Here is a 25,515-nt window from a genome sequence, read left to right on the forward strand (position 1 = left end):
AGCAGCCGCGAAGCATCAGGCTTTTGGCGTGCGAAGCGTTGCCTCCGGCGCCGCCGTGCGGCGCAGCCGGCGAAGCGCCAGCAACGGAAACAGGAGTACCGAGAGCATCCCTGCCCCTACGAGGGCCGAGGATATTCCGCTGGTGATGTACCCGTGCTCCCGGCCAATGGTTGTCACTGCCACGATGATGGGCAAAGCCGTGGCTCCGAACAGCAGAAGGGCCTGTTTGTCCGCCCGCGAGGAGCCCGGGGGCGTGGCGAGCAAGGACGGCACGCCACGGATGAGCAGCAGAAGCGCCAGGAACAGCGGGACCATGGCCAACGTCAGGGGGCTGGAGGTCAGTGCGCCCAAATCGAAGTCGATGCCGGTATCTATGAAGAAGATGGGCACCAGGAAGCCAAAGGCGACGGCGTCGATCTTGGTCTCGATGACTTTACGGTCTGCAACAGGAGCGCGTGCAATGGTGACCTTCCAGAGGACCCCTGCGGCGAAGGCTCCCAGCAGCATGTCGAGTCCCAAGACCATGCTGAGCACCACCAGCGAGCTAAGAATCAACAGGATGGACCGCATGGCAAACTGACTGCTGGTGTGCAGGGTGGCAGTGACCTGGGCGTGGAACAGCGTGTGCAGTGCCTGCGAGGCAAGGTAGATTGCCACGCCGGTCAGCAGGACAAAGCCCAGAAGCACTCCTGATGCCACACCGAGTTGCTTGCCGCTGAAGAACAAGGAGATGGCTATGAGCGGCCCAAACTCGCCGGCCGCGCCCAGTGCGGTAGCGGCGACACCGATCGGCGACTTGGAGGCACCGGCATCCCGGAGGATCGGCAGCAATGCGCCCAAAGCGGTGGAGCACAGAGCAACACCAATGATCACGGCGGCTTCCGGTGAGGGCCCCAGGACAAAACCTGCCCCGATGCCTGCGGCCAAGGAGATGGCCCACCCTGCAGAGGCACGGTAAAGGGGACGGCCGCGGATTGCCGCGAAGTCAATCTCGTTGCCGGCAACGAAGAACAGCATGGCCAGCCCGAAATCAGCCAGCGTGTCCGTGAAGGGAGTGGACTGGACCCATCCCAGGAGGCTTGGTCCGAACAGGATGCCAAGAACAATTTCAAAGACCACAATGGGCACTTTGACCCAACGATCCAGGAGCCGTGCAGCAAGGGGGGCCACCACAGCCAACACGGCGATGAGGACCAGTGACGCGGACAAGCCTTGCATCGGCAGTGCCTCCGGTACCTCGGCAGCTTCAAGGAAAAGTACTCCAAAGTTACCGCCACGCCACCGCCCGCGCCAGAACTCTCAGCCTCCGGATGCCGGCCACTCCTTGCCCGCCCACGGGTCGTAGTCTGCGATCAGCTCCTCCTGGGCCGGTCGTCGCTCTTCCGGGATGTGTTGAAGATTTACCCGTACCCGGTACCAGAGTGAGCTCGATCCCCGCATTCCGTCCACCAGGACGTCGGCCGGGTGAAGCAGGGAAACAACGTCTGCATGCCGTTCCTTCCACGCATCGAGTGCTTCTTCGGCTTCGGGCTTGGTCTTGGTCCGGGCTACCTCGATGAGTGGCATCATTGACACCCGGCGACCCGAGCCATCGCCTGCTCTGGGGGCCTTCTCGGCGGGGCCGAGCTCGGCAGCCAAAGCCAGAAGGGCATCGAGCGAGCCGGGAGCTTCATCGATTCCTGCGTGCGGGTCGCCCACATCCGAGAAGCGCGCGGGCACAGTGCGGACAGTGAACTGCTCCGGCCGGGCGGAGCGCACCTCGTCCCACGTGAGCGGCGTCGAGACCCGGGCGTCGGGCCGGGAGCGGACCGAGTACGCGGAGGCTACGGTGCGGTCCTTGGCGTTCTGGTTAAAGTCGACGAAGACGCTCTCGCCCCGCTCCTCCTTCCACCATTTGGCCGTTGCCAGCCCCGGAGCACGGTTCTCCACTTCGCGGGCCAGGGTCTCGGCGGCAAGGCGCACATCCCGGTAGGACCACTGCGGCGTGATGCGCACCAGGATGTGAAGGCCGCGGGAGCCACTCGTCTTTGGCCACCCCACCAGTCCGGCGTCGTCCAGCACTTCCTGTGCTACATACGCGGTGTCCACAATCCGGGACCAGTCAACGCCGGGCATGGGGTCCAGGTCCACCCGAAGCTCATCCGGATGGTCGAGGTCCTCCGCGCGTACGGGGTGCGGGTTGAGGTCCAGACATCCCAGATTCACCACCCACGCGAGGCCTGCCGCATCACGGATGACCGCTTCCTCGGCGGAAGTTCCGGACGAGTAGTGGAGTGTTGCCGTGTCAATGAAGTCGGGATGGTTCTCGGGCACGCGTTTCTGAAAGAACGGTTCAGCATCGATGCCCTTGGGGAAGCGCTTGAGCACCATGGGGCGCCCTCCCGCGCCGCGCAGCGCACCGTCCGCGACTGCGAGGTAATAGTTCACGAGATCGAGCTTGGTCAGCCCGGGCTCGGGGAACACCACCTTGTCCGGGTTGGAGATGCGGACCTCGTTGCCGGCGATGTCGAGGATCTCTGCCGGGGACTTCGACGGGTTCATGCGGCCACGCTAGCAACGAACAGCCCTCCCAGCCAGAGTTGTCGTGGAGAAAGGCAGAGAAACCTCGTAGGCATGAAGCCCAAATTTCTGTAACTGGCTTTAAAAAAATAAGTGGGTATGGTGTTGTCATATCCAAAATATTGAAGGAGCCTAAAATGTCCGGTAAGTCACCCAATAGTGCCAGGTCCAAAAAGTCCGGCAAGACTATTCTGGAAAAGAGAGCCGAAAAGAGGGCAAAGGCTGAGGGTAGTGAGAATCTCTTTTCAAAACCCAGGAAAAACCAGCGATAACCATCGAAAGGGCCGAATTGCTGCCGCCGTTCGGTGATGCTGTTCGGTGATGCCGGCCACCTAGTACCGCCGCCCGGCATCACCAGTTGCGAATTGGAAAGGCGGTAAGGGTAGAGAAACGGAAATTAAAGCGATGCGGTATCTCATCACGGTACTCATTATCCCGGCACGTATCCACGAGTGTATCCGCGTGGAAAGGATTGAGCCGGTCATGGAAATGCAGCAATCCTTGGTGGAGGGGAATGTTGAAGCAATAACCGGCCGTGGATGGCACGTTCTGGTCAATGACCAGGCAAATCATATTCCTTTGCCTTTGAACCCTCGGGCTGAGGTCTTGATTCGTGAAGCAGGCACTCCTGTCGAAGGCACCGTCAGCGGGACTGCGGTTTTCCTCGGTCACGGAACAAGCGGTGATGACCAGGATGTGCCGAGCCATCTGCTGACGCTGGCGGAGCGCCTGTTTGAGACTCGGCTGGCAGCTTAAGCGGGGGGCATTCGGAGGTGACGTCCGGCCGGGCCGACTATATTGGCCCTGTCAGCCCACCACCACCATTGAGGGAGCCTGCACACTATGGCCAAGGAACTTGCCACCCAACTCATCGAACAACTCCAAGCTGCCGGTGTGCAGCGGATCTACGGAATCGTTGGCGACAGCCTTAATCCGATCGTGGATGCTGTTCGGCAAACAGGAGGCTCCTCGAAGGGCGGCATCGACTGGATCCATGTCCGCCACGAGGAAGCTGCCGCTTTTGCTGCTGCTGCAGAGGCCCAATTGACGGGAAAGTTGGCTGTTTGCGCGGGTTCTTGCGGTCCCGGCAATCTCCACCTGATCAATGGACTGTACGACGCCAACCGTACCGGGGCCCCGGTGCTCGCCATCGCATCGCACATTCCCAGTAAGCAGATTGGTAGTGGCTTTTTCCAGGAGACCCATCCGGACCGACTGTTCAACGAGTGCTCGGTGTACTCGGAGATGATCAGTACCGCTGAGCAAGCGCCCCGGGTCATGCACAGCGCCATCCAAAATGCAGTGGGTCTTGGGGGAGTGGCTGTTGTGACGCTCCCGGGTGACATCGCCGGGCTTGAGGCAACGGCGCCCACCCCGCTGCCGGCAACGTTCCGTCCGGCCGCTTTGGTTCCCCATCCAGCCAGCGTCCGGGAACTTGCTGACGCCATCAACGACGCCGGGAAGGTTGCCATTTTCGCCGGCGCTGGCGTCGAAGGTGCCCATGACGAGCTCATTGCCCTGGCAGAGCTGGTCAACGCACCCATCGGCCATTCCTTGCGAGGCAAGGACTTTGTCCAGTATAACAACCCCTTCGACATCGGCATGACCGGGCTGCTCGGCTACGGCGCAGCGGCTGAGGGCATTGAGGACGCGGACCTGCTGATCCTACTGGGCACAGACTTTCCCTATGACCAATTCCTGCCGGACACCCGGACGGCCCAGGTTGACCGGGCGGCACAGCGGCTGGGGCGGCGGACCGACGTCGACATTGCAGTTCATGGCGACGTGTTGCCAACCTTGACGGCCCTGCTGCCCCTGGTGACGCCTAAGAAGAACCGGCGCTTTCTTGACCAGATGCTGAAGAAGCATGACCGCCTGATGAACAAAGCCGTGGGCGCCTACACGCGCAAGGTGGAGAAAAAACAGCCCATCCACCCCGAATACGCGGCGTCGCTCCTTGACCAGGTTGCGGCCGAGGATGCAATTTTCACGGCCGATACCGGCATGTGCAACGTCTGGACCGCGCGCTACATCAACCCGTTAGGCACGCGTCGGCTGATCGGCTCCTTCCTCCACGGGTCCATGGCCAACGCACTCCCGCACGCTATTGGCGCGCAGGTGGCTTATCCCGGACGCCAGGTAATTTCCGTGTCCGGAGATGGCGGACTGTCCATGTTGTTGGGCGAGCTGATCACCGTGGCCGCGCACCAGCTGCCGGTGAATGTGGTGGTCTTCAACAATTCCACCCTGGGCATGGTCAAGCTGGAGATGCTGGTGGACGGGCTACCCGACTTCGGCGTGGACGTTCCGGACGTCAACTATGCGGCGGTGGCCAAGGCCTTGGGGTTCCACGCAGTCCGGGTCACGGATCCCGCTGACATCGAGGCGGCGTACCGGGCGGCGTTTGCCCATCCAGGTCCGTCCTTGGTGGAACTCATCACCGACCCCAACGCCCTGTCCATTCCGCCGAAGATTTCGGGTTCGCAGGTCATTGGATTCGCTACCGCAATGTCCAAAGTGGTCCTGAACCGTGGTGCCGGGGAGGCTGTCAGCATGGCACGAAGCAACCTGCGCAACATTCCCCGGCGGTAGGCTACCGCCCGTGGGCGGCGGCGAGGTAGGGTGCTGTCCGGCCTGTTCGCGAACCCGCGACGACGGCCGGCGGGCCTGCGACCATGATCTCGCCGCCGGCGTCGCCACCACCTGGACCCAGGTCGATCACCCAGTCGGCGCCGGCCACGACGTCCATCTCATGCTCCACCACGATGACAGTGTTGCCGGCGTCAACCAGCTTGTGCAATTGGGCCATGAGCAGCTGGACGTCGGCAGGGTGCAGTCCGGTGGTTGGTTCGTCCAGCAAGTACAGGGTGTGGCCTCGTTGGACGCGTTGCAGTTCGGTGGCGAGTTTGATGCGCTGGGCTTCGCCGCCGGAAAGCTCTGTGGCGGGCTGGCCTAGCCGGAGGTAGCCCAGGCCCACTTCGCGCAGGGTTTGCAGGCTGCGGGCAACGCCGGGGAGATCAGCCAGGAAGTCGGACGCTGCGTTTACGGTCATGCCCAGGACCTCGGCAATATTGCGTCCACGATAGGTAACCTCCAAGGTTTCTGGATTGAATCGCGAACCCTGGCATTCGGGGCAGGGGCCGTAACTGCCTGGCAGGAACAGCAGCTCCACGGCAACAAACCCTTCTCCCTGGCAGGTTTCGCAGCGGCCTCCGGCCACGTTGAAGGAGAACCGTCCAGCTCCGAAGCCTCGGGAACGCGCGCCTTGAGTGGCCGCGAATTCTTTCCGGACTCCGTCGAAGAGCCCCGTGTAAGTGGCCAGGTTGGAGCGGGGGGTCCGGCCGATGGGCTTCTGATCGACTTTCACCAGGCGATCGAGCTGGTGGAGTCCGGACACCAAACCCACAGCGTCCTGCATAGGCCGGGTGTCTGCGCTTGGGGCGTCTGTGTCAGGGGTTTCCGGATGCAGCGCGGCTCCCACCACTTCGGCCAGAACGTGGCTGACCAGGGTTGACTTGCCCGAACCGGAGACGCCTGTCACCGCTGTCAGCACGCCAAGCGGGAACTCAGCCTTAACGTCGCGAAGGTTGTGCCTGTTAATGTTCTGGAGCGTGAGCCACTCTTTTGGTGGCCGGGGAGACGCGGGCCTGGTCCCGGCGGCGACCAGACCGGCGTCGTGGGTTGCTTCAACACCGGCGACGCCGTCGCCGCGCCCAGGGAAGAGGAACGGCCGCGTCACGGAGTCCTGTACATCCGCCAGTCCGGCTACTGGGCCGCTGTAGAGGATATGTCCCCCACCCTCGCCAGCGTGCGGGCCAACATCGACCAACCAGTCGGCCGCCCTGACCAGGTCCATGTTGTGTTCCACCACGAACACAGAGTTACCGGAGCGCTTAAGCTGGTCCAGCACCTCCAGAAGCGGCTCGGCATCGGCAGGATGAAGTCCGGCAGAAGGTTCATCAAGGACGTAGATGACACCGAAAAGCCCGGATCGCAGCTGCGTGGCTATCCGGAGTCGTTGCATCTCGCCGGGGGAGAGCGTTGGTGTTGGGCGACCCAGCGCCAGGTAGCCAAGCCCCAGGTCCAGGAGTACCGTGACCCGGCTCAGGAGGTCGCGGGTGATGGCGAGGGCTACTTCGTTGACTTCACCGGAAGTCTGGGTCCGTGAGGCAGTACTGGCCGCCGTCACTTGAGTGGTGGGGCGGATGATGTCGGCCAGTTCGGTCATGGGCAGGGAGTTGAGTTCGGCGATGGTTTTTCCGGCGAAGGTGACCGCTAGTGCCTCCGGGCGAAGCCCGCTGCCACTGCATTGGGGGCACCGGCCGGTTTCCATGAATCGCAGCACCCTCTCACGCATTGTGGAACTTTTTGAGTCGGCCAGAGTGTGGAGCACGTAGCTTTTGGCGCTCCAGAAGCGGCCCTTGTAGGGCTTGGCGACGCGGTCTCGTTGGGGCGTAACCTCCACCACGGGCTGCTCTTCCGTGAAGAGGATCCAGTCACGATCCTTCCTGGGCAGCTTCCGCCAGGGTGTGTCCACGTCGTAGCCCAGGTGAGTCAGGATGTCGCGGAGATTCTTTCCTTGCCAGGCGCCGGGCCATGCGGCGATCGCACCATCCCTGATACTGAGCGAGGGATCAGGAACCAAGGTCTCTTCCGTGACCGTGTGGGCAACACCCAGTCCGTGGCATTGGGGGCAAGCTCCAGCAGCAGTGTTGGGGGAGAAGGCGTCTGAGTCCAGCTGGCTGGCCCCTTCGGGATAGCTGCCGGCCCGGGAGAAAAGCATGCGGACTGAGTTGGATAACGTGGTCACCGTGCCAACGCTGGAGCGGGCGGTTGCCGTGCCGCGGCGCTGTTGGAGTGCGACGGCGGGCGGCAGCCCGGTGATCGATTCAACCTTGGGGTTGTGGCCCTGTTGGATGAGGCGCCGGGCATAGGGGGCCACGGATTCGAAGTAGCGGCGTTGGGCTTCGGCAAAAATGGTGCCGAATGCCAGGGACGACTTTCCCGAGCCGGAAACCCCGGTGAACGCGACAATTGCATCGCGGGGTACGTCCACGTCCACGTTGTGGAGGTTGTTTTCGCGCGCTCCACGGACTCTGACGAAGCCATCTTCAGAGTCGGCAGACTGTGGTTTCGGCTGCTTGGAAGCGGGGTGCCCGGGGATTGTCAGTTTACTGTCCATTGACATGACTCTATCGGCCCGCAGTCCCGGCAAGGTCACGTTGAGGACGCAAGGCATGGTGCTTTCCGGTCCCCGGGAGGACAATGCGGTTCATGGCTGAACAAATCGCCGGGAACCCGGGCGGCCTCGGGGAACAGGGCGGCGAACCACAGGACGTCAACGAGAACGTGGTCAGGCGGCTGATCGAGTGCATCAACGAACGCCATATTGAAGTCATGAATGAGCTGTTCCATGATGATGCCGTCATGCATTGGCCGCAGTCCGGGGAAGTTGTGCGCGGGGCCGGGAACCGCAGGGGTATTTACAATGCCTTTCCGCAGTTGCCCACCATCACGCCCCGACGACTGCTCAGCGGCGGCAATCTGGTAGTAGCTGAGGCGTTGCTTGACTACGACGGACCTCAGTACCAGACAGTCTTCATCTTCGAGTTCCGGGACGGCAGGATCGCCAGGGAAACTGCCTACTGGAGTGAGGCCTTTCCGGCTCCGGAATGGCGTTCACAGTGGGTGGAGATCAGTAGCAGATAGGAGTGGCGCTCCAGGGCCTCACCGGTCACTGGCCCGTCCGGACAGGTGAGTTGGACGGGTGCTATGACTGTATGATCCCGCCAGTAGTCCTCCAGTCACAGGGGAAGAAACCTCATTCCGCGGCGGGTCGGCGTCGTTGTTGTTTGGTGGCAGATCTGATTTCTTTTGCTGCACGGTGACGCCGGGCAGAACCTCGCGTCGGCTTGGACGCGCGACGGATTGATTCCGGGACGAGTCCCACCCTGATGATCTCAGCGAGCTTGGCCATGGCGATCTCCCGATTGCGAAGCTGGGACCGCTCCTCTGATGCCGTCACGGTGATGGAACCGCCGATGAGTTTGCGTCCCAGGCGCTTAAGGAGCAACTGCCGCTGCTCATCAGTCAGGGTTGTGGATCCGGCAACATTCCACGTCAATTCCGCCCGGCTATCCGTAGTGTTGACGTGTTGGCCGCCTGGTCCGGACGAGCGGGAGAACCGCCAGCTAAGTTCCGCGGCGGGGATAGTCAGCGACGGCGGGATATCCAGGTCCATGGATCAAGCTTTGCACGTCACGGACGTCCAGTCCGGCGCGATTGCAGTGACGTTCGCCGGCACGGTTCCAGTTTCCAGGTAGGCCTGGTGCCAAGCAACATTGTCGCCCTGCAGTTGTCACCCCCCACATCGTTTTCATTCCTTGCGCTTAGGATCATGTCATGGCCGGTTCCCTCGATGTCCTTGGCCCCATCCTGGAAATGATGACGTGGGTGGGGTTCGTTCCGGGCGTGCCACTGTTGATCAGCGCATGGATCATAGCCAAGCGTCGTTGCGTGTGGGCCACCGCGGACGGAGAACAGTTCGCCGCAGGTGGATTCCTGGGGCTGCGGTGGCACGATCAATCGAACGAGGAACAAAAAGTCCTGCTGGATATTCCGGCTCACGACAACAACGTTGTTTCAGGTGCAGTGGTGGTCCACTATGACCTCTGCCATCCGTCGCGATGCTCGCTCAGGCCACCGCGTCACGACAACACGGTGCTCATTCTGGGCTGGATCCTCACCGGGGTCGGGATACTCAGCACGCTCGGGGGATTCGTCCTACTCCTCTTCTAGTGCCGACCTCTTGAATGAAGGCTTGCTCAGGACTAGCGTTTCCCGCGCACGGGCAATGAGCGCGGCTAAAGCCCGCGGTCAAACGAGGAGACTGCTATGAGTGAGACCCCCGCAACCTTGATGGTGGACCTGATCATTTCACTGGACGGCTACGCTTCAGCGGATGGTTGGCCAGGTTGGTGGGGTTTGGAAGGCCCGGAATACCTCGCGTGGCTCGAGCAAGAGGGAAAGAAGGAATTCACTACGCTCATGGGGGCCACCACGTATCGACTGATGTCCAGTATGTCGGAGCAGGCCGCCGCAGACAGTTCCGGGTTTTCGGAGGAAGAGGGCGCCAGTCTGGGCGGTTTGGCGGACATGCCCAAGATTGTCTTCTCGTCCACGTTGAAGGGGCCCTTGGCCTGGCCCAACTGTGAGCTCATCTCCGGTGACGCCGTGGAGAATGTCAGAGAGCTAAAAAGGAGCAGGTCCGGAACCTTCAGTACGCTGGGCAGCCTGAGCCTCTGCCGTTCCCTCCTGACGGCCGGGTTGGTGGACAGGTACCGGCTGGTTGTCTTTCCCGTGATCACGGGCAAGACCGGCAGGGAGCGGATCTACGACGGATACCCGGATGTTTCTCTGGAGCTGGTGGACAGCCGGACGTTCGACGGCAGGTCGCAGTTGCTGGAGTACATTCCTACTGTGATTGACGGGCCGCCAACAGCAAGACGGGGTTGAGATCATAGAGGCGCGGGCTGGGACAATGGCTCCTACGCAGTACTTATCCATACACGCGCTGATCAGGCTAGTTCCTGTACTGCTCCTGCTGACCGTTAGCGTGTTCCAGCAGAGATGCCAGGCACCCGGCGTAGTACCTCATGGCTTCGGCAAAAGTGAGCAACGTGGGTGCTCCGACAGCTGCACCTACCTGATCCGCCGAATCCACCTGGTCCATCTGGCAGAGTACCGGTTCGCGTCTAACGCCGAAGGCGGTCAACGTGGCAATTCCCCAGGGGTGGCTGGGTTCAGTCACTGAGATGCCTGCTGAGTCGAAGGTATCGCGGAGGACATAGTGGGTCACGGTACGCCAGGACTGAAGAAAAGGCGGCAGCAGCTGTTCTACGAGGTCATCATCACGGGTGCGATACGCGTCCGCGAGGGCGGCGGTTAGTCCGTCCCATTCTTCGGCGTCGCGGACCATAAGGTGCGCCGTTTCCAAGCGGTCAATGGTTTCACTCAACGTCATGGTAGTCCCCAAACTTCCCGTCGTTTTCGCTTGCCCCCGGGAGCAAGCCTGACCGCCGTCGGCATGTCACTATGAAGTGAACGGATGAAGCCCCAGCATGATTCCCTCATCAATCGCATCCTGTTTCCAAGTCCAACAGCGACATTTCTCGATCGCCTAGCAAATCAGTAGCCTTACTAATAGGGTGGCTATGGGAAGTACCCCGGGCACGGCGATGAGTCGAGTCTCAAAGGAGAAGTGAGGACCCTATGACTGACGAACAATCCATTAAGAAGGTCACCGACATCATCAACGATTCGAAGATCGGGATGCTAACCACTGTGAACGAGACAGGGGCGCTGGTCAGCAGGCCGCTTGCCGTTCAGGAAGTCAAGGACGACGGCGACATGTGGTTCTTTACGGGCCTGGGAACCTCACAGGTTGCCCACGTTCGCCAGGACCCACGGGTTAACGTTTCCTTTGGCAAAAACACGGAATGGGTCTCTGTGGCCGGGACTGCAGAGGTCGTCACCGATCGGGAAAAGATCCATGAGCTGTGGAACCAGGTAGTTGAGGCGTGGTACCCCGATGGCCCCGACACTCCGGAGGTTTGCCTGCTTCGGGTTGACTCGGACTCGGCAGAGTATTGGACCAGCCCGGGCGGAACGGCCGCCACGGTCCTACAGTGGGTCAAGTCCAAGGTCACAAACTCCCGGTTCAGCGTGGGCGAGAGCGGCACCGTGGACCTATGACCCGCCGTGGTTGACATCCAACGGTTTCGGGTTCTTTTGGAGAGTGAACGGAACCGTAAACTCGAGCTGCTGAAGGCGCTGCGAAGCGACATCACCTCGGTGAGTCTTGCCCGTCAGGATTCCAATGTGGACGACGAGCACGATCCCGAGGGCAGCACCATCGCCTTCGAGCTTTCCCAGGCATCCGCCCTCATGGGACAAAGCCGGGTGGGCTTGGAACAGATCGAGGAGGCCCTGGCGAGGATCGAGGAGGGAACGTATGGGCAGTGCGCGGTGTGCGGCGTAGACATTCCCGAAGAAAGACTCGAGGTCAGGCCATGGACACCGTTCTGCGTCCACCATGCCTCGGGCAAGCGGGCTTGACGTACCAGGAAGGTGGTTCAGCTGGACATGCCCGGTGACACCGGGACGAATTCAATGCCCTGCTGGACCTTCTTCCTGGGGCCCCGGTCAAAGCCCTTGGCATCCAGATGGTTCGCCGCACGGTAGGCGGCCAGCGCGTCGTCGTAGATCTGGTTGAGCCGCTGCGCCGTGAAGATTTCCTCGGTCCCGTCGGAAAAAACCACGGACACCGCAGCGGTGGCGGGAAAGTGCCTCTTCATCCGGATGAATCCTTGGGCGTCCTGGTGTAGGGAGATCACGTGGCAACCGCGCTTTCAGTAGTGTTACCACCAGTTTGGCGTACTTGGGCCCCAATAGCAGCAACGGGCCGCTGCCCCCAAAGCTTCTGGTCGCCGTCCTTACGGAAGCGGTTCAGGGTTTGGGGTGGTTTCCGCGGTGCTGGCGTTGTCGGCTGGTGATCCTTGCTTCCGGCTGGCCAGCAGGAACGGTAGGGCAATGAGTTCAAGGACGCCGCCCATGGCTAATGATGCCGGGTAGCCGTAGAGGTCTGCGCCCCGGCCCAGCACTGGCTGGATGACGACGCCGCCGCTGGATCCCATCAGCGAATCAAAGCTCAGGACGGTGGCCCGTTGCTTCGACGGGATCATATCGTTCACGTACGCCTGCCGGACGGGCATGGCTGCCGAGCCCACAACGGCCCAGATGGCGAGCAGGACCAGAGCCACCCAGAAGACACGCGTCAATCCCAGGACCAGAAGGATGACGCAGCCTGCCAGGCAACCGACGATCAGCACAGTGGTGCGCTTATGGAACAGCCGCCTCGCGTGTGGGGCCAGCCAGCCGCCCAGGATCTGCGATCCCGCAACGATCGCAGCGGCCAGACCGGCTATTGAATAGGCCTTGGGGTCGCCAAACAAGTCCAGAAGGTACGGCTGCAGTGCGTAGAAGACGTAGAAACTGACGCCGGCCGTAAACGGGGCTGCCAACATCACGTACCGGACGGGCGGGTTCTTCAAACCGTTCTCGATTGATGCGGACAGAACCGCTCTGGTCGCGCGGAGAGGGTGCGTCGAACGCTCCGGCGAGAAGCCGACGTCGTGCATGAGCCCAAACGCAACAGCAAACATGGCGAGCAGCACCAGCACGCGCAGGAGGAACGGAACGCCAAGGTTGGTGGCTTGGGCTATCACCCCGCCCGCCACCGAGCCCACCAGCATCGCTACGCCCTGAACCATTTGCCCTCGGCCAAGTACGGATTCCAACCCGCCTTCGTAGCCGGAGAAGCGCAGTGCGTCGACGAGCCATGCCTCAACAGCGCCGGAGAAGAACGTAAAGCCCAGGCCCAGGAGAACCGAAACCACGGCCCACATCCAGAACGGCGCGGAGATCTGCCACATCACGAAGTACAAATAGGTGGAGACGCCCAACGTCACCGTGCCCAGGAGGAATGAGACGCGCCGCCCCCACCCATCGGCAATCACGCCCGTGGGAACTTCGAAAAGAACCATGCCTGCAGTGAAGAAGGCGTTGGCGGAAAACGCCTCCAGGTTGCTCAGGCCCGCATCCAGCAGGAAAAGGGTGTTGATGCCCCAGATGAAGGACGCCGCAACGGTATTGCCCAGCGTCAAGGTCAGGTAGACGCGCTGGATCTTTCGGGCGGCGTCATTGAGGGTGTCGCCGCCCTCACCCGTGCCAGGATGGACCACCAGCTAATTCTCGTCCCGTTGCCCTCACGCCGCCAGAGAAACCAGTGGTTGCGGGCTACTTTTCGTGACTCGTAGGGATGTCCTGGGAGGCTGCCCATTCGCTGACATCCCGGCGCTCAATGGCTGCCGCCATCATGTCCGGGAACAGATCCGGCGTGCACGCGAAGGCAGGAACACCGATCCCCGCAAGTGCTGCGGCGTGGCTGGAGTCGAAGGATGGGTGACCGCTGTCGCTCAAAGCCAGCAGGGCGATCATGGTGGTCCCGCCGCCCACAATGGAAGCGGCACGACGCAGCATCTCTTCTGCTATTCCACCTTCGTAGAGGTCGCTGATGAGCACAAGGATGGTCTCGGCGGGTTTGGTGATCTGGTCCTGGCAATAGGCGAGGGCCCGGTTGATGTCCGTGCCACCGCCCAGTTGCACGCCGAACAGCACGTCCACTGGATCGTCCAGGTCTTCGGTCAGATCCACCACTTCGGTGTCAAAGACCACCAACCGGGTACTTACTGACTTGAGTGAACTAAGGACCGCTCCAAAGACGCTGGAGTACACCACTGATTCGGCCATGGAGCCTGATTGGTCAATGCACAGAATGATCTCGCGCTGAATTTCGGTGCTGCGCCGTGCGTGTCCATGGAGCCGCTCGGGCACCACCGTCCGGTACTCGGGTTGATAGTGCTTAAGGTTGGCGGCAATGGTCCTGTTCCAGTCGATATCCCTATGCCGTGGACGGCGGGTCCGTGCTGAACGGTTGAGCGCCCCGGAGACTGCCTGAATTGTTTTGGCGCGCAGCCGTTCTTCCAGCTCTTTGGTGACCTGCCGAATGACCGATCTGGCTGTCTCCCGGGACTCCTCCGGAATCACCCGCCCCAGGCCCACCAAGGTGCTCACCAGACCGATGTCCGGTTGGACAGTTCGCAACATTTCCGGTTCCAGAAGCAACTGCCTCAAGCCGAGTCTGTCCATGGCATCGGCCTGCATGACCTGGACCACCGAGGAGGGAAAATAGCCGCGGATGTCGCCAAGCCATCGGGCCACCCGCGGACTGGACGAGCCTAGACCTCCGCGCCGGGCCGACCCGCCACCATAGAGTTCTTCCAAGGCCTCATCACGGCGGACATCATCGTCCGACAGTTGAACCGGCACCCCTTCCTCGGTTGAGATGCCGTCAGCATCATGCCCGCCCAGCACCAAACGCCAACGGCTCAACCGGTCACGCCCGGGCCCGGCGGAATCCTCCAGCGCGCCAGAGTCACCTGTCACAGCTGCATCGTTGCTCATGCGATTGCCTTCCATCCCAGAATTCTTGCCATGGTTTGCAGCGCAGGGCCGGCGTCGAACAGGTCAATGGGAGAGGAGTCTGCTGCGTAGCCGGTAGAACCGACCCGGCTTAACTGTTCGCCGATTTCGCGCCGCTCAGGCCTGCTGAAGGCGGAAAAAGTCCGCCGGATCAAGGGCAAGACGTCCTCGAAAACGTCATCGTGCACTCCTTCCACCCACTCATCAACGATCTGCAGAAGCCGCCGATCATGGATGAGCAAGGTGGCGTCGCCGGACAGCAGGCCGTCCAACCAGGCTGCGGCTTCCGAGGCTGGGGTAGCGATCGATAAGCGCCGGCTAAGGCGTGATGCTACGTCGTCTCCTTCCACCAGGCCCGCATCCAACAGGAGCCTGGTGGCCCGGCCCGCCACCGAGCCATGGATCGAGTCAGAGTTGGCCACGGATGAGAGGGCCGTATGCCAGTCATCCAGTGGCAGTTCCGGCAGTAAGCTCAAGCCATTCTGTGCAGAGTCGATCGCGCGGCGCATCACACCCGCGGCCTCATCATCAAGGCCGGCGCAGGCGGTGGGCAGTCCAACGCACGAGCGAATCACCGTGGCTTGCAGAATTTTCCCCACATCACTGACGTCTACTCCACGGACGTTGCCGTACCGGCATGTGCGGGCCAACGGCGCGATGGTTTCCAAGAGGGGAGCAACGTCCTGCTGCAGGGCGGTGCGTTCAGCCAAAGCGGACACGACGCCGGCAATTCCGTCGGGTAGCTCGGCCAGCAGACAGCTTTCCAGCAAGCTGCTGAGAACCGGCAGGCCTTCGGCTGCCTGCGCCTGTTCAGAGACAAAAGCAGCAGCGGCTGAGGCGACAGTGGTGCCATAACGGCTCGCTTCCACCAAGGAGACAGCCAACTCTGGTTTCCACAGCAAGGTCCATGCTTCTTTGAAGGTGCCGGAAGTCCTGCCGGCGTCCGTCAGCTGACCCCAGGCCACACCCAGCAGTTCCAGGCGGTGCAGGAGGACCGAACGGGCCAACTGGTTCGGCTTGCGCAGGTCCAGGACCATGACCTCTTCCATGGCACTGGGTTTCATGCGCAGCTTTCGCTGGGTAGCGGCGAGGTCCGCTGCCAACGGTAGGGTGGGCACGGAGTCCGGGACGTTCCCTAGCTCGCGACCAACAGTCAATTCGCGATGAACCAAGGCCAGCGGCAGCGGCGAACCATCGCACAGGACTGTCTGCGCGGCATCGTCCAGCTCCGGCAAGCCAGGGGTGGGCCGCCCACGAACAGCTGCCAACGCAGTAGCCATCCTGCTGGCCTCCACCACGGACGCCGTGGATGCATCCAGATTCTCTTTACGCAGCGCATGGGCTACCCGGACCAGCCACGTGGTGGCAACATCCTGCCCGGGGTCCTTGGCCATCCAATGCGCGAACAGGTGTTGGTACCAGCCCGGGGCAGTGACCCCTGCTCCGTATCCGCTGGCCAAGCTAAGCCTGTTCGATGTCCAGGGAACCCACGTGACAGCCACTTTGGCCTTCGGCAAACCGGCGAGGACTTTGTTGTCGGCGGAAACCGAAGGGAACCCCGACGGCACTAAGGCCGGTGCGTGATAGGCGCCGCACACCACGGCGATGCGTTCATGCCCTTCGCGCATGGCTGCCCGCAGGAAGCGTCGCATGGCAGCTTCCCGGCGGTTATTCTCCAGCACGTCAGGATGGTCCGCGGGACGCTGATCCATGGCCCGGATTTCCGTGATCGCCTCGATGAGAGCTTCAAAGCGCTCAACGGGGTCCGTGTTGCGGTGCTCCACGGAGTCTTCCCACCATCGTTCCGCGTCGCTGTAGCCCGCAGCTTCGGCCAACATGCCAATCGCATCGGGTCTGTACGCCTGCTGCGGGGCGGCCGGGGGGTTCTCCATGTCATCCGAAGGCTTACCGTCGACGGCGGCATATTCGCCGCCGTCGTCGGAAGTGGCAACTAATGGTTTTTCCTTCTCCGAAGCCGCCGAGGCTGGCTCCTGTGCGGTTCGTTCCTGTGCGGTTCGTTCCTGTGCGGCTCCTTCCTCTGCTGCTCGTTCCTCTGCTGCTCGGAGCGCGAACGTGTGGGCGGCGGGCAGGTCAATGGCACGCACGGGCTTACCCGTGGACAAGGCCCAGCGGATTGCCACCCACTCGGGCGAGAACGCGGCCATGGGGTAGAAGGACGCCAGGCGAGGCTCATCCACCGCATAGATCAGGCCTGCGACCGGGGGAAGCATGTCCGGGTCCGTGATCAGCGGGATGACCTGGTCAAGCTCCGGTGGCCCTTCCACCAGCACCACATCAGGCCGAAGGGTCGCAAGGGCTTCCGCGACGGAATGGGCCGAGCCCGGACCATGGTGCCGGATCCCCAGAACGTGGACGTCTGTCATCTTTCAGTTGGACGATTCGAGGTCGCGGCAGGCCCGGTACAGGTCTTTCCAGTCAGGCCGGTTCCGCACAACGGTCTCCAGATATTCCTGCCAGATCACACGGTCCTGCACAGGGTCCTTGATCACCGCGCCCACCAGACTGGCGGCTACATCCTCTGCCCGGACCGTGCCATCACCGAAGTGTGCTGCCAGGGACAACCCATTGGTCATCACGGAAATGGCCTCTGCTGTAGACAATGTGGCAGATGGGGACTTGATGGTGGTCCGCTGGTCCTGGGTCACCCCCGACCGAAGTTCGCGCATGACGGTAACCACTCGGCGGATCTCGGAAAGTGCAGCCAAATCGGCGGGCAGCTCCAATGACTCTCCCAAGCTACGAACACGGGTGGTCACGATCTCCACCTCCTGGTCGATGCTGTCCGGGAGCGGCAGGATCACCGTGTTGAACCGGCGGCGAAGGGCGGACGAGAGATCGTTGACGCCTTTATCGCGGTTGTTCGCGGTGGCGATCACGTTGAAGCCCTTCCGTGCCTGGACTTCCTCGTTGAGCTCAGGAATGGGCAACGTTTTCTCGCTGAGAATAGTGATGAGGGAGTCCTGCACGTCGGAAGGAATACGGGTCAGTTCTTCAACCCGCACAAGGCTTCCGGTCTCCATGGCGCGCATCACCGGGCCGGCAACCATGGCGGCGCGGGACGGGCCATCGGCCAGCAACCGGGCATAGTTCCAGCCGTACCGCAGAGCCTCTTCAGGGGTACCCGCAGTGCCCTGCACTACCAGCGTGGATGAACCGGAGATGGCTGCGGCGAGGTGTTCACCAAGCCAGGTCTTCGCGGTTCCCGGCACACCCAGCAACAGCAGGGCCCGGTCTGTGGCCAGTGACGCCACGGCGATTTCCACCAGGCGTTCCGAGCCAAGATACTTTGGGCTGATCTGAACACCGTTGGCCAACGTACCCCCCAGGATATAGGTGGTGACAGCCCAGGGAGAGAGCCGCCAGCTGGGTGGGCGGGGGCGGTCGTCAACAGCGTCCAAAGCGCTGAGTTCATCGGCGTACGCGTTTTCGGCGTGCGCGCGAAGAACCTCCGTGGCGTTCTGGGTATCGGTCATCGGAAAGCCTCCGTCAGGGATTGTTTGAATGATTGGTATTGGACAGCGTCGCGCAGCGCACGGCGCCGGGAAGCGTCTTTGTCAGCCTGTGCCAAAAGCTGCCGGCAACGCTCGGTGACCTCCGGTGGAAGCGCGGTAGGCAGGCCTTCGGACAGGATGACGGCCAGACGGCCCCCATCCTTGCCGGAAATCACTGTCAATACCGCCTCTGCCAACGGCACGGACCACGGCTGCGGCAGGTCTTGCAGGAGTGGAGCCAGTGTCAGTGGCTCGTCACTGCTTTCCCGGACGTGGCGCTCGAGCCAATGTGCCCGCTCATCGGGAGGGAGGCAATCGAGCAGCCTCCTGTCTGTCAGGACCCCAAGAAGCGCACGGGCCCATTCAACATCGTTGCGGGCGGCAGTTGCAGCGATCATCGCGTTCAGGACGCGGGGCTCGTCCTGCAGCAGCGCAACGGTAGCCGGGCGGTTACGGCCTGTTACCGACGTCCACACGTCCAGCGGTGCCCCTCTGACGATGGCCTCCAACCGTGCCATCCGGTCCGGTTCGCCCTTGCGTGGGTCCGCTGGAACGCCGTCCCGCAGAGCCTCCTTGTCAGGGTCCGGGGGGAGGTCTATCTCCAGCCGTTTGCTCAGGAGCCCTTTGAGCTGCAGCAAAGGCTTCAGCCTGGCGGCCATCCGAGCAGCACGCGCACTTCCGGGAAGCTGGTCCAGGAGCCGGAGTGCCACGTCCCGTACGCCTTTTGCTTTGTCGTCCAAGGCCTTCTCCAGCAGAGCTTCGTCGTTGTCATGGAGGTTTCCGGCGAACAACGCCAGATTGCCTGCCCGTTCCCGGGCGCTGAGCGACGTCCAACACTCGCTAAGTTGTATGCGTGCAGCTGCTGGATCACGGCCTCTCAGCGGTCCGTAGCCTGCCGCAGCATCAGAGCCGCGGAGGCCAGTACTTTGGGTTGCGGGCTCTTGAGAAGGCTGGCCTTTGATCTCCTGCATCCACCGGCCGCGGGTTCCAATTGCCGGTTCCATACGCCTGAAGACAATGGACTGTGTCTCAGCCAACGTCAGTAACGCCGGCAGCAGCCGGTGGGGGACCCGTCGTCGTGCTTCTTCAGCCAACGTCAGCCAATCCACTACCAGCTGGGTCCTCAGGCCAGGACCCACAGGTGCCTGGGTCAGCAAAAGTTCCAACAGCCGTGCGGCCTCTCCGCTGGCTTGTGGCACTGCGTCAGCAGGCGCCGGTGAAGGAAATCCTGCACTGGAGGCGGCAGAGGCTGTCCGCGTCGCCCGGGTCACAATGTCAGCCAGCGCGGCCTGATCCAACAGAGATTCCTCCCGGCTCAGTCCATCGGGTGCTTGAAATCCCAGCTCGGCGGGCGGTTGGGGGGCGTCGTGCCGTCCGGTACCCACCAGCGCTGCTGTTCGCAGCTCCGCCAACCACATCATGGGGTCACCACCCTTCCGTCAACCACCACGGTCAGGGGACGCACTCGACCATCTTCCAGTTCACCAAAAATACTGGCAGCATGGCCACCGGTCAGTGCCAGCAACGAGTCGAGCGGGGCGTCCACCAATGGGAGTGCGTCGCCGTGCGGATCGTGCAGCCACCCGGTTCCCTCGGAATTGACCGTGACTTCGTCCAAAAGCACGGGAATCCTGGTCCGCCACGGTGAACGGGCAACAGCGGCAGACTCGTGCTCAAGGGCTTGCACAATACTGTGCCCCGTGCCGAGGCTTGAAGCCACGTCCAAGGGAGTGACAGGGCCCGTGAACATCCCGCGCTGCGGTGTTGTTCCGGGGTAACGGGCAACTGTGACATCAAGCAGAGCCCCGGCAAGTTGCGGCGCCGCCAAACCTTGGCCCTGCGCGGCGAAATCGAGGAGCACTACTACCGTTCCGTCCGGGCCTTGTATCCACGTTCGTTGTTGCTGCAGGCGTCCGTCATCGCTCCGGTGCGCTCCCAGAACCAGCCAAGGACCCGGCAGCGATTCAGTGCCCTGTACATCGGCAGACGCCGTGGCCCACCCGAGGGCAGCCTTGACGTCCGCGAATTCTTCCGGCGTGAGGTTGTCCCTGCCTGACCATGCCTTGGTTAAGGCCCACCAACGGCCCGCGTGGCGTAGAAGATGGTCAGCCCAGTCGGTCCTGCCGTGGACTTGGGAAGCCATGTCCCGTACCTGTTCGGCCAGACCAGGAAGCTGGGAGTCCACCAAACGTGCTGCAACGGCATCCCACCATGAATAGGGCTGGTTGCGGGCAGCGGCAAGTCCAGTGCGGACAAGGTCCGTCAGCCAGCGCGAAAAATCGTCGACCCCCGCGTCCATCAGGGCGAGTCTGGCGGTGAGACGCTTTGCCTGCGCTTCCGGATCGGCGGGCTGCACCGCATTCCGGCGTTCTTTGACCGTGGCGCGAACAGCCCGTTGGTCTGCCCACTCCTTAGCGAAATCAGCGGTCTCGGCTCCCGCCTCTGCCGCCTCGCCCCGTGCCCAGAGCAGGAGCAGAGCCAAGGCATGTTTGCACGGGAATTTTCGGCTGGGACACGAGCACCGGTAGGCGGGCGCCACAATGTCTACGCTCACTTGGTATGGCGTTTTTCCGCTGCCTTGGCACTTACCCCACACAAGGTCGTCGTTGCTGCCGCAGTCCGTCCACGGACCCGGATGCGCAAGCTTCCGTGCTGCTGCCAGTGAGGAGGAGTCCGGGGCCGCGTTAATGACTGTCTCTTCGCTCCAACGCCCCATGCCTCACATTCTGCCCGACGGCTCCGACACTATAGAACAGCGGTGAGGGTGTGGCGTTGGAACTGCCGGGAAGCCGGCACTCGGCTCCCCGGCACTGCCCTTCGCTCGCTAGGCCTGGTTACTGACCAAACCCGGCTCGGTTCGGACACCTTTACTCCGCTCCACGGCTAAAAGCGATGCGAAGAATTCACCGAGTTCGCTGGTCGCGGTCAGGGGCAGGACGTTGGCGACGTACTGATCAGGGCGGACCACAACCACCACTCCGTCACGGCTGAGGCCACGCAGCTCGAAGATGTCGTTGTTGGGGTCGGTGCCGAACACCTTTTCGAGATAGGTCAGCCTGAAGGGTCCAACAGTAGGCTTAAAGGCCGCGGGTACCGCATTGATGTCCACCTTGGTGTGGTCCTGCTGGTAGACCACCTTCACGTCGAACCAGGCGTCGCGGTCAGCGTCCGACGGCGTAGCGGCCAGCGGCGAAGCAGGCGAGTTCGCGATCCACTCGGCAAAGTCAGCGACCGGGCCCGGCGCTCCTGCCTCTGCGGTGTCGGCGAAAACGTAGATGCGCCACCGGCCGTCCGCTTTGGCGTGGTGGCCCAGGTGCATGGGGTTGGTGTCGCAGACCCGAAGGACGGGCGCTGATTTGAAGCGCTTTCCTACGGGGAAGCCGGTGGCAAGGTCCTGGTACCGTGCGTCGGCAACCACCATCGAGGGCGCGTATTGGGTCATGAAACCGGCAGGGAACTCGGCAGTGCTGGTGTAAAAGGTTTCCAGTTCCGCCGGGTCTTCGAATTCCTCGGGTTTCTTGGCCATCAGCGTTGACCACTGCTTGTCGAAGTCAATGAGGTTCTTCGCCACCACTTGCCGTTCAGCCGAGTAGGTGTCCAAAAGAGATTCGGGGCTGCGGCCTTCCAGGACGTGGCCGAGTTTCCAGCCGATGTTGAAGCCGTCCTGCATGGACACGTTCATGCCTTGCCCGGCTTTGGCACTGTGGGTGTGACACGCATCTCCGGTGATGAACACCCTCGGGGTGCGGGTACCGCGGTCCTCCGGCAGAACGTCGTCGAACCTGTCCGTGAGCCGATGACCTACCTCGTAAACGCTATGCCAAGCGACGTTACGGACGTCAAGAGTGTACGGGTGGAGGATGTCATTAGCTTTCTGAATGATCTGCTCAATGGTGGTCTTTCGCACTGCACCCTTGTCCTCAGGGTTGACTTCGCCCAGGTCCACATACATGCGGAACAGGTGCCCGCCCTCGCGCGGGATCAGCAGGATGCTGCCACCGGAGCCGGACTGGATGGCGCACTTGGTGCGGATGTCCGGGAAATCCGTCACTGCCAGCACATCCATGACACCCCATGCATGGTTCGCCTGATCGCCGGCCAGGTGACATCCGATCGACTCACGGACCTTGCTGCGGGCACCGTCAGCACCCACAACATACTTGGCACGGATGACCCGTTCCTGGCCTTCATTGGGTCCTGAGGTGTGACCCAAGGTCACCTCAACCGGGTAATCACCTTCGCTGGTGACGTTGAGGCCCTGAAACTCATAGCCGTAGTCGGGTTTCATTCGTGTGGGGGAGTTGGCCATGAACTCCGCGAAGTAATCCAGGACACGGGCTTGGTTCACGATCAAGTGCGGGAACTCACTGATCCCTGCCGGGTCATCCACGGCCCGGGCAGCCCGGACAATGCGGGAGTGATCGGCCGGGTCCGGTTTCCAGAACGCCATCTCCGTAATGCGGTAGGCCTCCGCGATAATTCGCTCGGCAAATCCGAACGCTTGGAACGTCTCCACGCTGCGGGCCTGGATGCCGTCCGCCTGACCGATGGCCAAACGCCCTGGACGGCGCTCAATAATGCGCGTAGTGATGTTCGGGAACTGGGAGAGCTGCGCCGCCGTGAGCATACCCGCGGGGCCAGTGCCCACAATCAAAACATCCACCTCGTCAGGAAGCTCGGCGGGACGATCGATCCCTACGCCGGCGGCCGGCTCAACTCGCGGGTCACCGGATACGTAACCGTGGTGATGAAACTGCACGGGCTTTCCTCACTTCTTTGTGGGCAATAACAGAGAACGATGTTCGATAATAGAACAACCTGTTCTATTATCGCTCACATAATCGTAATGCGGCTCACATCCCGGTTCAAGTCCCTGGCGTCTCTTCTGCCAGAACCTCGTGCTGCCTCCTGCGCATCAGGTCACGGGCATGTCAGGATCAGGTATGCCGCGACTGATGCTCTTGGACACTGCCTCTTTGTATTTCCGTGCCTTCTACGGCGTGCCAGATTCCATTCGCCGAGCCGATGGGACGCCTGTGAACGCAGTGCGGGGATTGATGGACATGATTGCCCGCCTCACTACCGACTACGAAGCCACGCACTTGGTGGCCTGTTGGGACAATGATTGGCGTCCGCAATGGCGCGTGGACCTCATCCCCAGCTACAAGCAGCACAGGGTGGCGGAGATTGTGCCCAACGGTCCGGATGTGGAGGTTGTTCCGGACCCTCTTGAGGCACAAATCCCGATGATCCGACACGTCCTGGACCTCGCCGGGATCGCCGTTGTGGGCGTCGACCAACACGAGGCCGACGACGTCATCGGAACCTACGCGAGCCACGCAACCATCCCGACGGACGTGGTCACCGGTGACCGGGACCTCTTCCAGCTTGTCGATGATGACCGAGAGGTCCGCGTCATTTACACAGCACGCGGTATGAAGAACCTGGAAGTTCTCACCGAAGTCGTCGTGGTGGGCAAGTACCGTGTCCTGCCCCAGCAGTACGCCGACTTCGCAACACTTCGCGGCGATGCCTCCGACGGCCTCCCCGGCGTCGCAGGCATCGGCGAAAAGACGGCTGCGTCGCTGCTTGCTGCCCATGGGTCGCTGGAGGGACTGCTTGAGGCTGCGGAAGCTCCCGACGGCGGTTTGTCGGCTACCGTGCGGGCCAAGCTGTCCGCGGCGGCTGACTATCTCAAGGTGGCGCCCGCCGTCGTGAATGTTGTGCGTGATTTGGACGTCCCGACACTTCGAGACGCTGGCGCTGAGCTGCGCCCCGTCACAGGAGACGCGCGGACAGAACTTGAGCAGTTGGCCACAGAATGGAACCTGGGTGGATCGGTCAAGAGACTGCTGGACGCTCTGGACCGTTTCCGATAAGGGCAATATCCCATAGGAGCAACGTCCGATAGGGGCAAGTCCGTTGGGTGCAACCCTCACAGACTCCCGTTCACTTTCACAGCCGAATGACAGGTTCAGAACAGCCTGGACTGTGGTGGGTCTCCCATCGTGTTAAGAGGACGGAACCATTGACCGTCCCTCAGACACAAGCCGTACCAACGGCTCATTGAGGAGAGGCATATGTCGAAAACCAAGAGAATCACACTGGGACTTGCGGCCGGAGCTCTGGCGCTGGGGGCAGGATTGGGTGCAACCAGCATCGCTACAGCTGCCACCACACCATCGCCCAGTGCCACGTCATCCGCGGACGCCACCACCCCGTCAGATCGCGGTGGTAGGCCCGGCGGTCACGGACACGGGCGGGACGGCGGCCAGATCGCCGCGGAACTGGCCACAAAGCTCGGCGTGGACGAAGCGAAAGTCGCTGAAGCCTTGAAAGCGTTCCGTGAGGCGAACAAGCCCACCACGCCTCCTGCAGAAGGAACGGAAGGAACCAAGCCGGACCGCGCAGCACAGGACGCTGCCCTGGCGAAGTCGCTCGCCGAATCGCTGGCTGTTGACGAATCCAAGGTCACCACAGCCCTGGAAGAGATCCGCGCAGCAGGCCAGGCAGAACGTTCCGCCGCCCTGAAGACCAAGCTCGACAAAGCGGTCACTGACGGCAAGTTGACGCAAGCCGAAGCTGACGCAGTAACCAAAGCAGTCGAAGCCGGGGTCATCGGAGGAGGCGGCCGCTAACGTCACAGTGAAGGAGGTCCCGGCCACGGGGTCCCAGGAAGTGAACCGGACTCGGATATGAACTGGAAGCGGATATGAACTGGACCCCGAAAGCCGGACTTGCCCAATAGGCAGGGATACCAAGAAGCGAGGGCCTGGGCACGGTATTGAGCCGTGCTCAGGCCCTTATTCTTTTACAAGATGCGGTCGTTGGTGTCTGAGCGGACCTCAACCTGGCAGTTCCGCACTGGCGCATAAGAGGCAGCAAAGCTGTTTCGGTACTGGTGAACCTCCCTTTCCGAGCCCGACGGAGACGGCATGTTGAACGAGGCCTCACACTAGTACGGCCGGCCCCTTGCTCTGGCCCCTGTAACGAGGGGGTAGGGGCACGCATTGCGCGCCGGAACCGGGTGGACCCGGCGCAGGGTTTTGCCGGGCTGCGCCGCCAGCGCGGGTATGTACCAACGGGCGCGCAGCTGTGCAGCGACCGCCGGGGTGTGCAGAGCCGGATGTGTCGCCCAACGCCCGGTTCTGCCGACGGGCGCCTGGCTGCGACGCAGCGCGGGAATGTGTCCACGGGCGCGGGACTGTGTCGCTGGCGTGGGGTTGTTGTGGGTTGGGTTTATGTTCGTTGGGGTGTGTGGTGGTGGTTGCGTCGGGGTTTTTGGTGGGGGTCGATGTGGGGTGGGGGGATGAACCAGGGGGCGCCGGTTGTCATGTCGATG

The 25,515-nt window shown here is 62.2% G+C and carries 22 protein-coding genes; 9 read left to right on the forward strand and 13 right to left on the reverse strand.

Going from position 1 to position 25,515, the window contains the following annotated elements; all coding sequences use genetic code 11:
- Positions 1 to 15 precede the first annotated feature (15 nt).
- Positions 16 to 1,218, reverse strand: coding sequence for a cation:proton antiporter (locus HAV21_RS13920; RefSeq protein WP_166842115.1), 1,203 nt, complete (start codon positions 1,216 to 1,218; stop codon positions 16 to 18).
- 81 nt (positions 1,219 to 1,299) lie between these two features.
- Positions 1,300 to 2,541, reverse strand: coding sequence for a non-homologous end-joining DNA ligase (gene ligD / locus HAV21_RS13925; RefSeq protein WP_166842116.1), 1,242 nt, complete (start codon positions 2,539 to 2,541; stop codon positions 1,300 to 1,302).
- 501 nt (positions 2,542 to 3,042) lie between these two features.
- Between ligD and HAV21_RS13930 the strand changes: the two genes are divergently transcribed.
- Complete coding sequence (locus HAV21_RS13930; protein WP_243753292.1) at positions 3,043 to 3,315, forward strand: hypothetical protein; 273 nt, start codon at positions 3,043 to 3,045, stop codon at positions 3,313 to 3,315.
- Positions 3,316 to 3,402: 87 nt separating this feature from the next.
- Positions 3,403 to 5,151 carry a pyruvate dehydrogenase gene (locus HAV21_RS13935; RefSeq protein WP_166842118.1) on the forward strand — a complete coding sequence of 583 codons (1,749 nt, stop codon included), beginning with the start codon at positions 3,403 to 3,405 and terminating at the stop codon, positions 5,149 to 5,151.
- Position 5,152: 1 nt separating this feature from the next.
- Here the strand turns inward: HAV21_RS13935 and HAV21_RS13940 are convergent, their stop codons facing one another.
- Positions 5,153 to 7,741, reverse strand: coding sequence for an excinuclease ABC subunit UvrA (locus HAV21_RS13940; protein WP_243753293.1), 2,589 nt, complete (start codon positions 7,739 to 7,741; stop codon positions 5,153 to 5,155).
- Positions 7,742 to 7,833: 92 nt separating this feature from the next.
- On the opposite strand from HAV21_RS13940, the gene HAV21_RS13945 reads away from it, so the two are divergent.
- Positions 7,834 to 8,268: a nuclear transport factor 2 family protein gene (locus tag HAV21_RS13945; RefSeq protein WP_243753294.1), complete on the forward strand. Its 435-nt coding sequence runs from the start codon at positions 7,834 to 7,836 to the stop codon at positions 8,266 to 8,268.
- Positions 8,269 to 8,380: 112 nt separating this feature from the next.
- On the opposite strand, the gene arfB is transcribed toward HAV21_RS13945, so the two are convergent.
- On the reverse strand, positions 8,381 to 8,800 hold the full coding sequence (gene arfB / locus HAV21_RS13950) for an alternative ribosome rescue aminoacyl-tRNA hydrolase ArfB (RefSeq protein ID WP_142939310.1): 420 nt from the start codon (positions 8,798 to 8,800) through the stop codon (positions 8,381 to 8,383).
- Positions 8,801 to 8,961: 161 nt separating this feature from the next.
- Here arfB and HAV21_RS13955 point away from each other — a divergent pair, with 161 nt between their 5' ends.
- Positions 8,962 to 9,357, forward strand: coding sequence for a hypothetical protein (locus tag HAV21_RS13955; protein ID WP_142939309.1), 396 nt, complete (start codon positions 8,962 to 8,964; stop codon positions 9,355 to 9,357).
- Between the two features lie 96 nt (positions 9,358 to 9,453).
- Complete coding sequence (locus tag HAV21_RS13960; protein ID WP_142939308.1) at positions 9,454 to 10,074, forward strand: dihydrofolate reductase family protein; 621 nt, start codon at positions 9,454 to 9,456, stop codon at positions 10,072 to 10,074.
- A 67-nt stretch (positions 10,075 to 10,141) separates the two neighbouring features.
- Here the strand turns inward: HAV21_RS13960 and HAV21_RS13965 are convergent, their stop codons facing one another.
- On the reverse strand, positions 10,142 to 10,582 hold the full coding sequence (locus HAV21_RS13965) for a hypothetical protein (RefSeq protein ID WP_223942541.1): 441 nt from the start codon (positions 10,580 to 10,582) through the stop codon (positions 10,142 to 10,144).
- A 248-nt stretch (positions 10,583 to 10,830) separates the two neighbouring features.
- Between HAV21_RS13965 and HAV21_RS13970 the strand changes: the two genes are divergently transcribed.
- Together HAV21_RS13970 and HAV21_RS13975 are read left to right on the forward strand one after the other, a co-directional pair.
- A complete protein-coding gene (locus HAV21_RS13970; RefSeq protein ID WP_142939307.1) occupies positions 10,831 to 11,313 on the forward strand; it encodes a pyridoxamine 5'-phosphate oxidase family protein in 483 nt (160 codons plus the stop codon).
- Positions 11,314 to 11,319: 6 nt separating this feature from the next.
- Positions 11,320 to 11,676, forward strand: coding sequence for a TraR/DksA C4-type zinc finger protein (locus HAV21_RS13975; RefSeq protein WP_142939306.1), 357 nt, complete (start codon positions 11,320 to 11,322; stop codon positions 11,674 to 11,676).
- 17 nt (positions 11,677 to 11,693) lie between these two features.
- On the opposite strand, the gene HAV21_RS13980 is transcribed toward HAV21_RS13975, so the two are convergent.
- The 8 genes from HAV21_RS13980 to HAV21_RS14015 form a co-directional block, all read right to left on the reverse strand.
- Positions 11,694 to 11,954 carry a hypothetical protein gene (locus HAV21_RS13980; protein WP_142939305.1) on the reverse strand — a complete coding sequence of 87 codons (261 nt, stop codon included), beginning with the start codon at positions 11,952 to 11,954 and terminating at the stop codon, positions 11,694 to 11,696.
- Between the two features lie 99 nt (positions 11,955 to 12,053).
- Positions 12,054 to 13,361 carry an MFS transporter gene (locus HAV21_RS13985; protein ID WP_166842121.1) on the reverse strand — a complete coding sequence of 436 codons (1,308 nt, stop codon included), beginning with the start codon at positions 13,359 to 13,361 and terminating at the stop codon, positions 12,054 to 12,056.
- A gap of 55 nt (positions 13,362 to 13,416) precedes the next feature.
- Positions 13,417 to 14,643, reverse strand: coding sequence for a VWA domain-containing protein (locus tag HAV21_RS13990; RefSeq protein WP_166842122.1), 1,227 nt, complete (start codon positions 14,641 to 14,643; stop codon positions 13,417 to 13,419).
- The gene (locus HAV21_RS13995; RefSeq protein ID WP_142939302.1) at positions 14,640 to 17,045 is read right to left on the reverse strand and encodes a DUF5682 family protein; all 2,406 of its coding nucleotides are present in this window, start codon (positions 17,043 to 17,045) and stop codon (positions 14,640 to 14,642) included. Before HAV21_RS13995 ends, HAV21_RS13990 begins: the two co-directional genes overlap by 4 nt.
- 3 nt (positions 17,046 to 17,048) lie before the next feature.
- Complete coding sequence (locus HAV21_RS14000; protein ID WP_142939301.1) at positions 17,049 to 18,155, reverse strand: AAA family ATPase; 1,107 nt, start codon at positions 18,153 to 18,155, stop codon at positions 17,049 to 17,051.
- A complete protein-coding gene (locus HAV21_RS14005; protein WP_166842123.1) occupies positions 18,152 to 19,594 on the reverse strand; it encodes a DUF5691 domain-containing protein in 1,443 nt (480 codons plus the stop codon). The genes HAV21_RS14000 and HAV21_RS14005 overlap by 4 nt, the downstream gene beginning before the upstream one ends.
- Positions 19,591 to 20,889, reverse strand: coding sequence for an SWIM zinc finger family protein (locus HAV21_RS14010; RefSeq protein WP_166842124.1), 1,299 nt, complete (start codon positions 20,887 to 20,889; stop codon positions 19,591 to 19,593). Before HAV21_RS14010 ends, HAV21_RS14005 begins: the two co-directional genes overlap by 4 nt.
- 108 nt (positions 20,890 to 20,997) lie before the next feature.
- Positions 20,998 to 22,932 (reverse strand): FAD-binding monooxygenase, encoded by a 1,935-nt coding sequence (locus tag HAV21_RS14015; protein ID WP_166842125.1) that lies wholly within the window; start codon positions 22,930 to 22,932, stop codon positions 20,998 to 21,000.
- A 169-nt stretch (positions 22,933 to 23,101) separates the two neighbouring features.
- Here HAV21_RS14015 and HAV21_RS14020 point away from each other — a divergent pair, with 169 nt between their 5' ends.
- Positions 23,102 to 24,052 (forward strand): 5'-3' exonuclease, encoded by a 951-nt coding sequence (locus HAV21_RS14020; protein ID WP_166842126.1) that lies wholly within the window; start codon positions 23,102 to 23,104, stop codon positions 24,050 to 24,052.
- Positions 24,053 to 24,253: 201 nt separating this feature from the next.
- Complete coding sequence (locus tag HAV21_RS14025) at positions 24,254 to 24,811, forward strand: hypothetical protein (RefSeq protein WP_166842127.1); 558 nt, start codon at positions 24,254 to 24,256, stop codon at positions 24,809 to 24,811.
- Positions 24,812 to 25,515: the final 704 nt, after the last annotated feature.

The sequence above is a fragment of the Paenarthrobacter sp. MSM-2-10-13 genome (genome assembly GCF_011605365.1).
Lineage (GTDB): Bacteria > Actinomycetota > Actinomycetes > Actinomycetales > Micrococcaceae > Arthrobacter.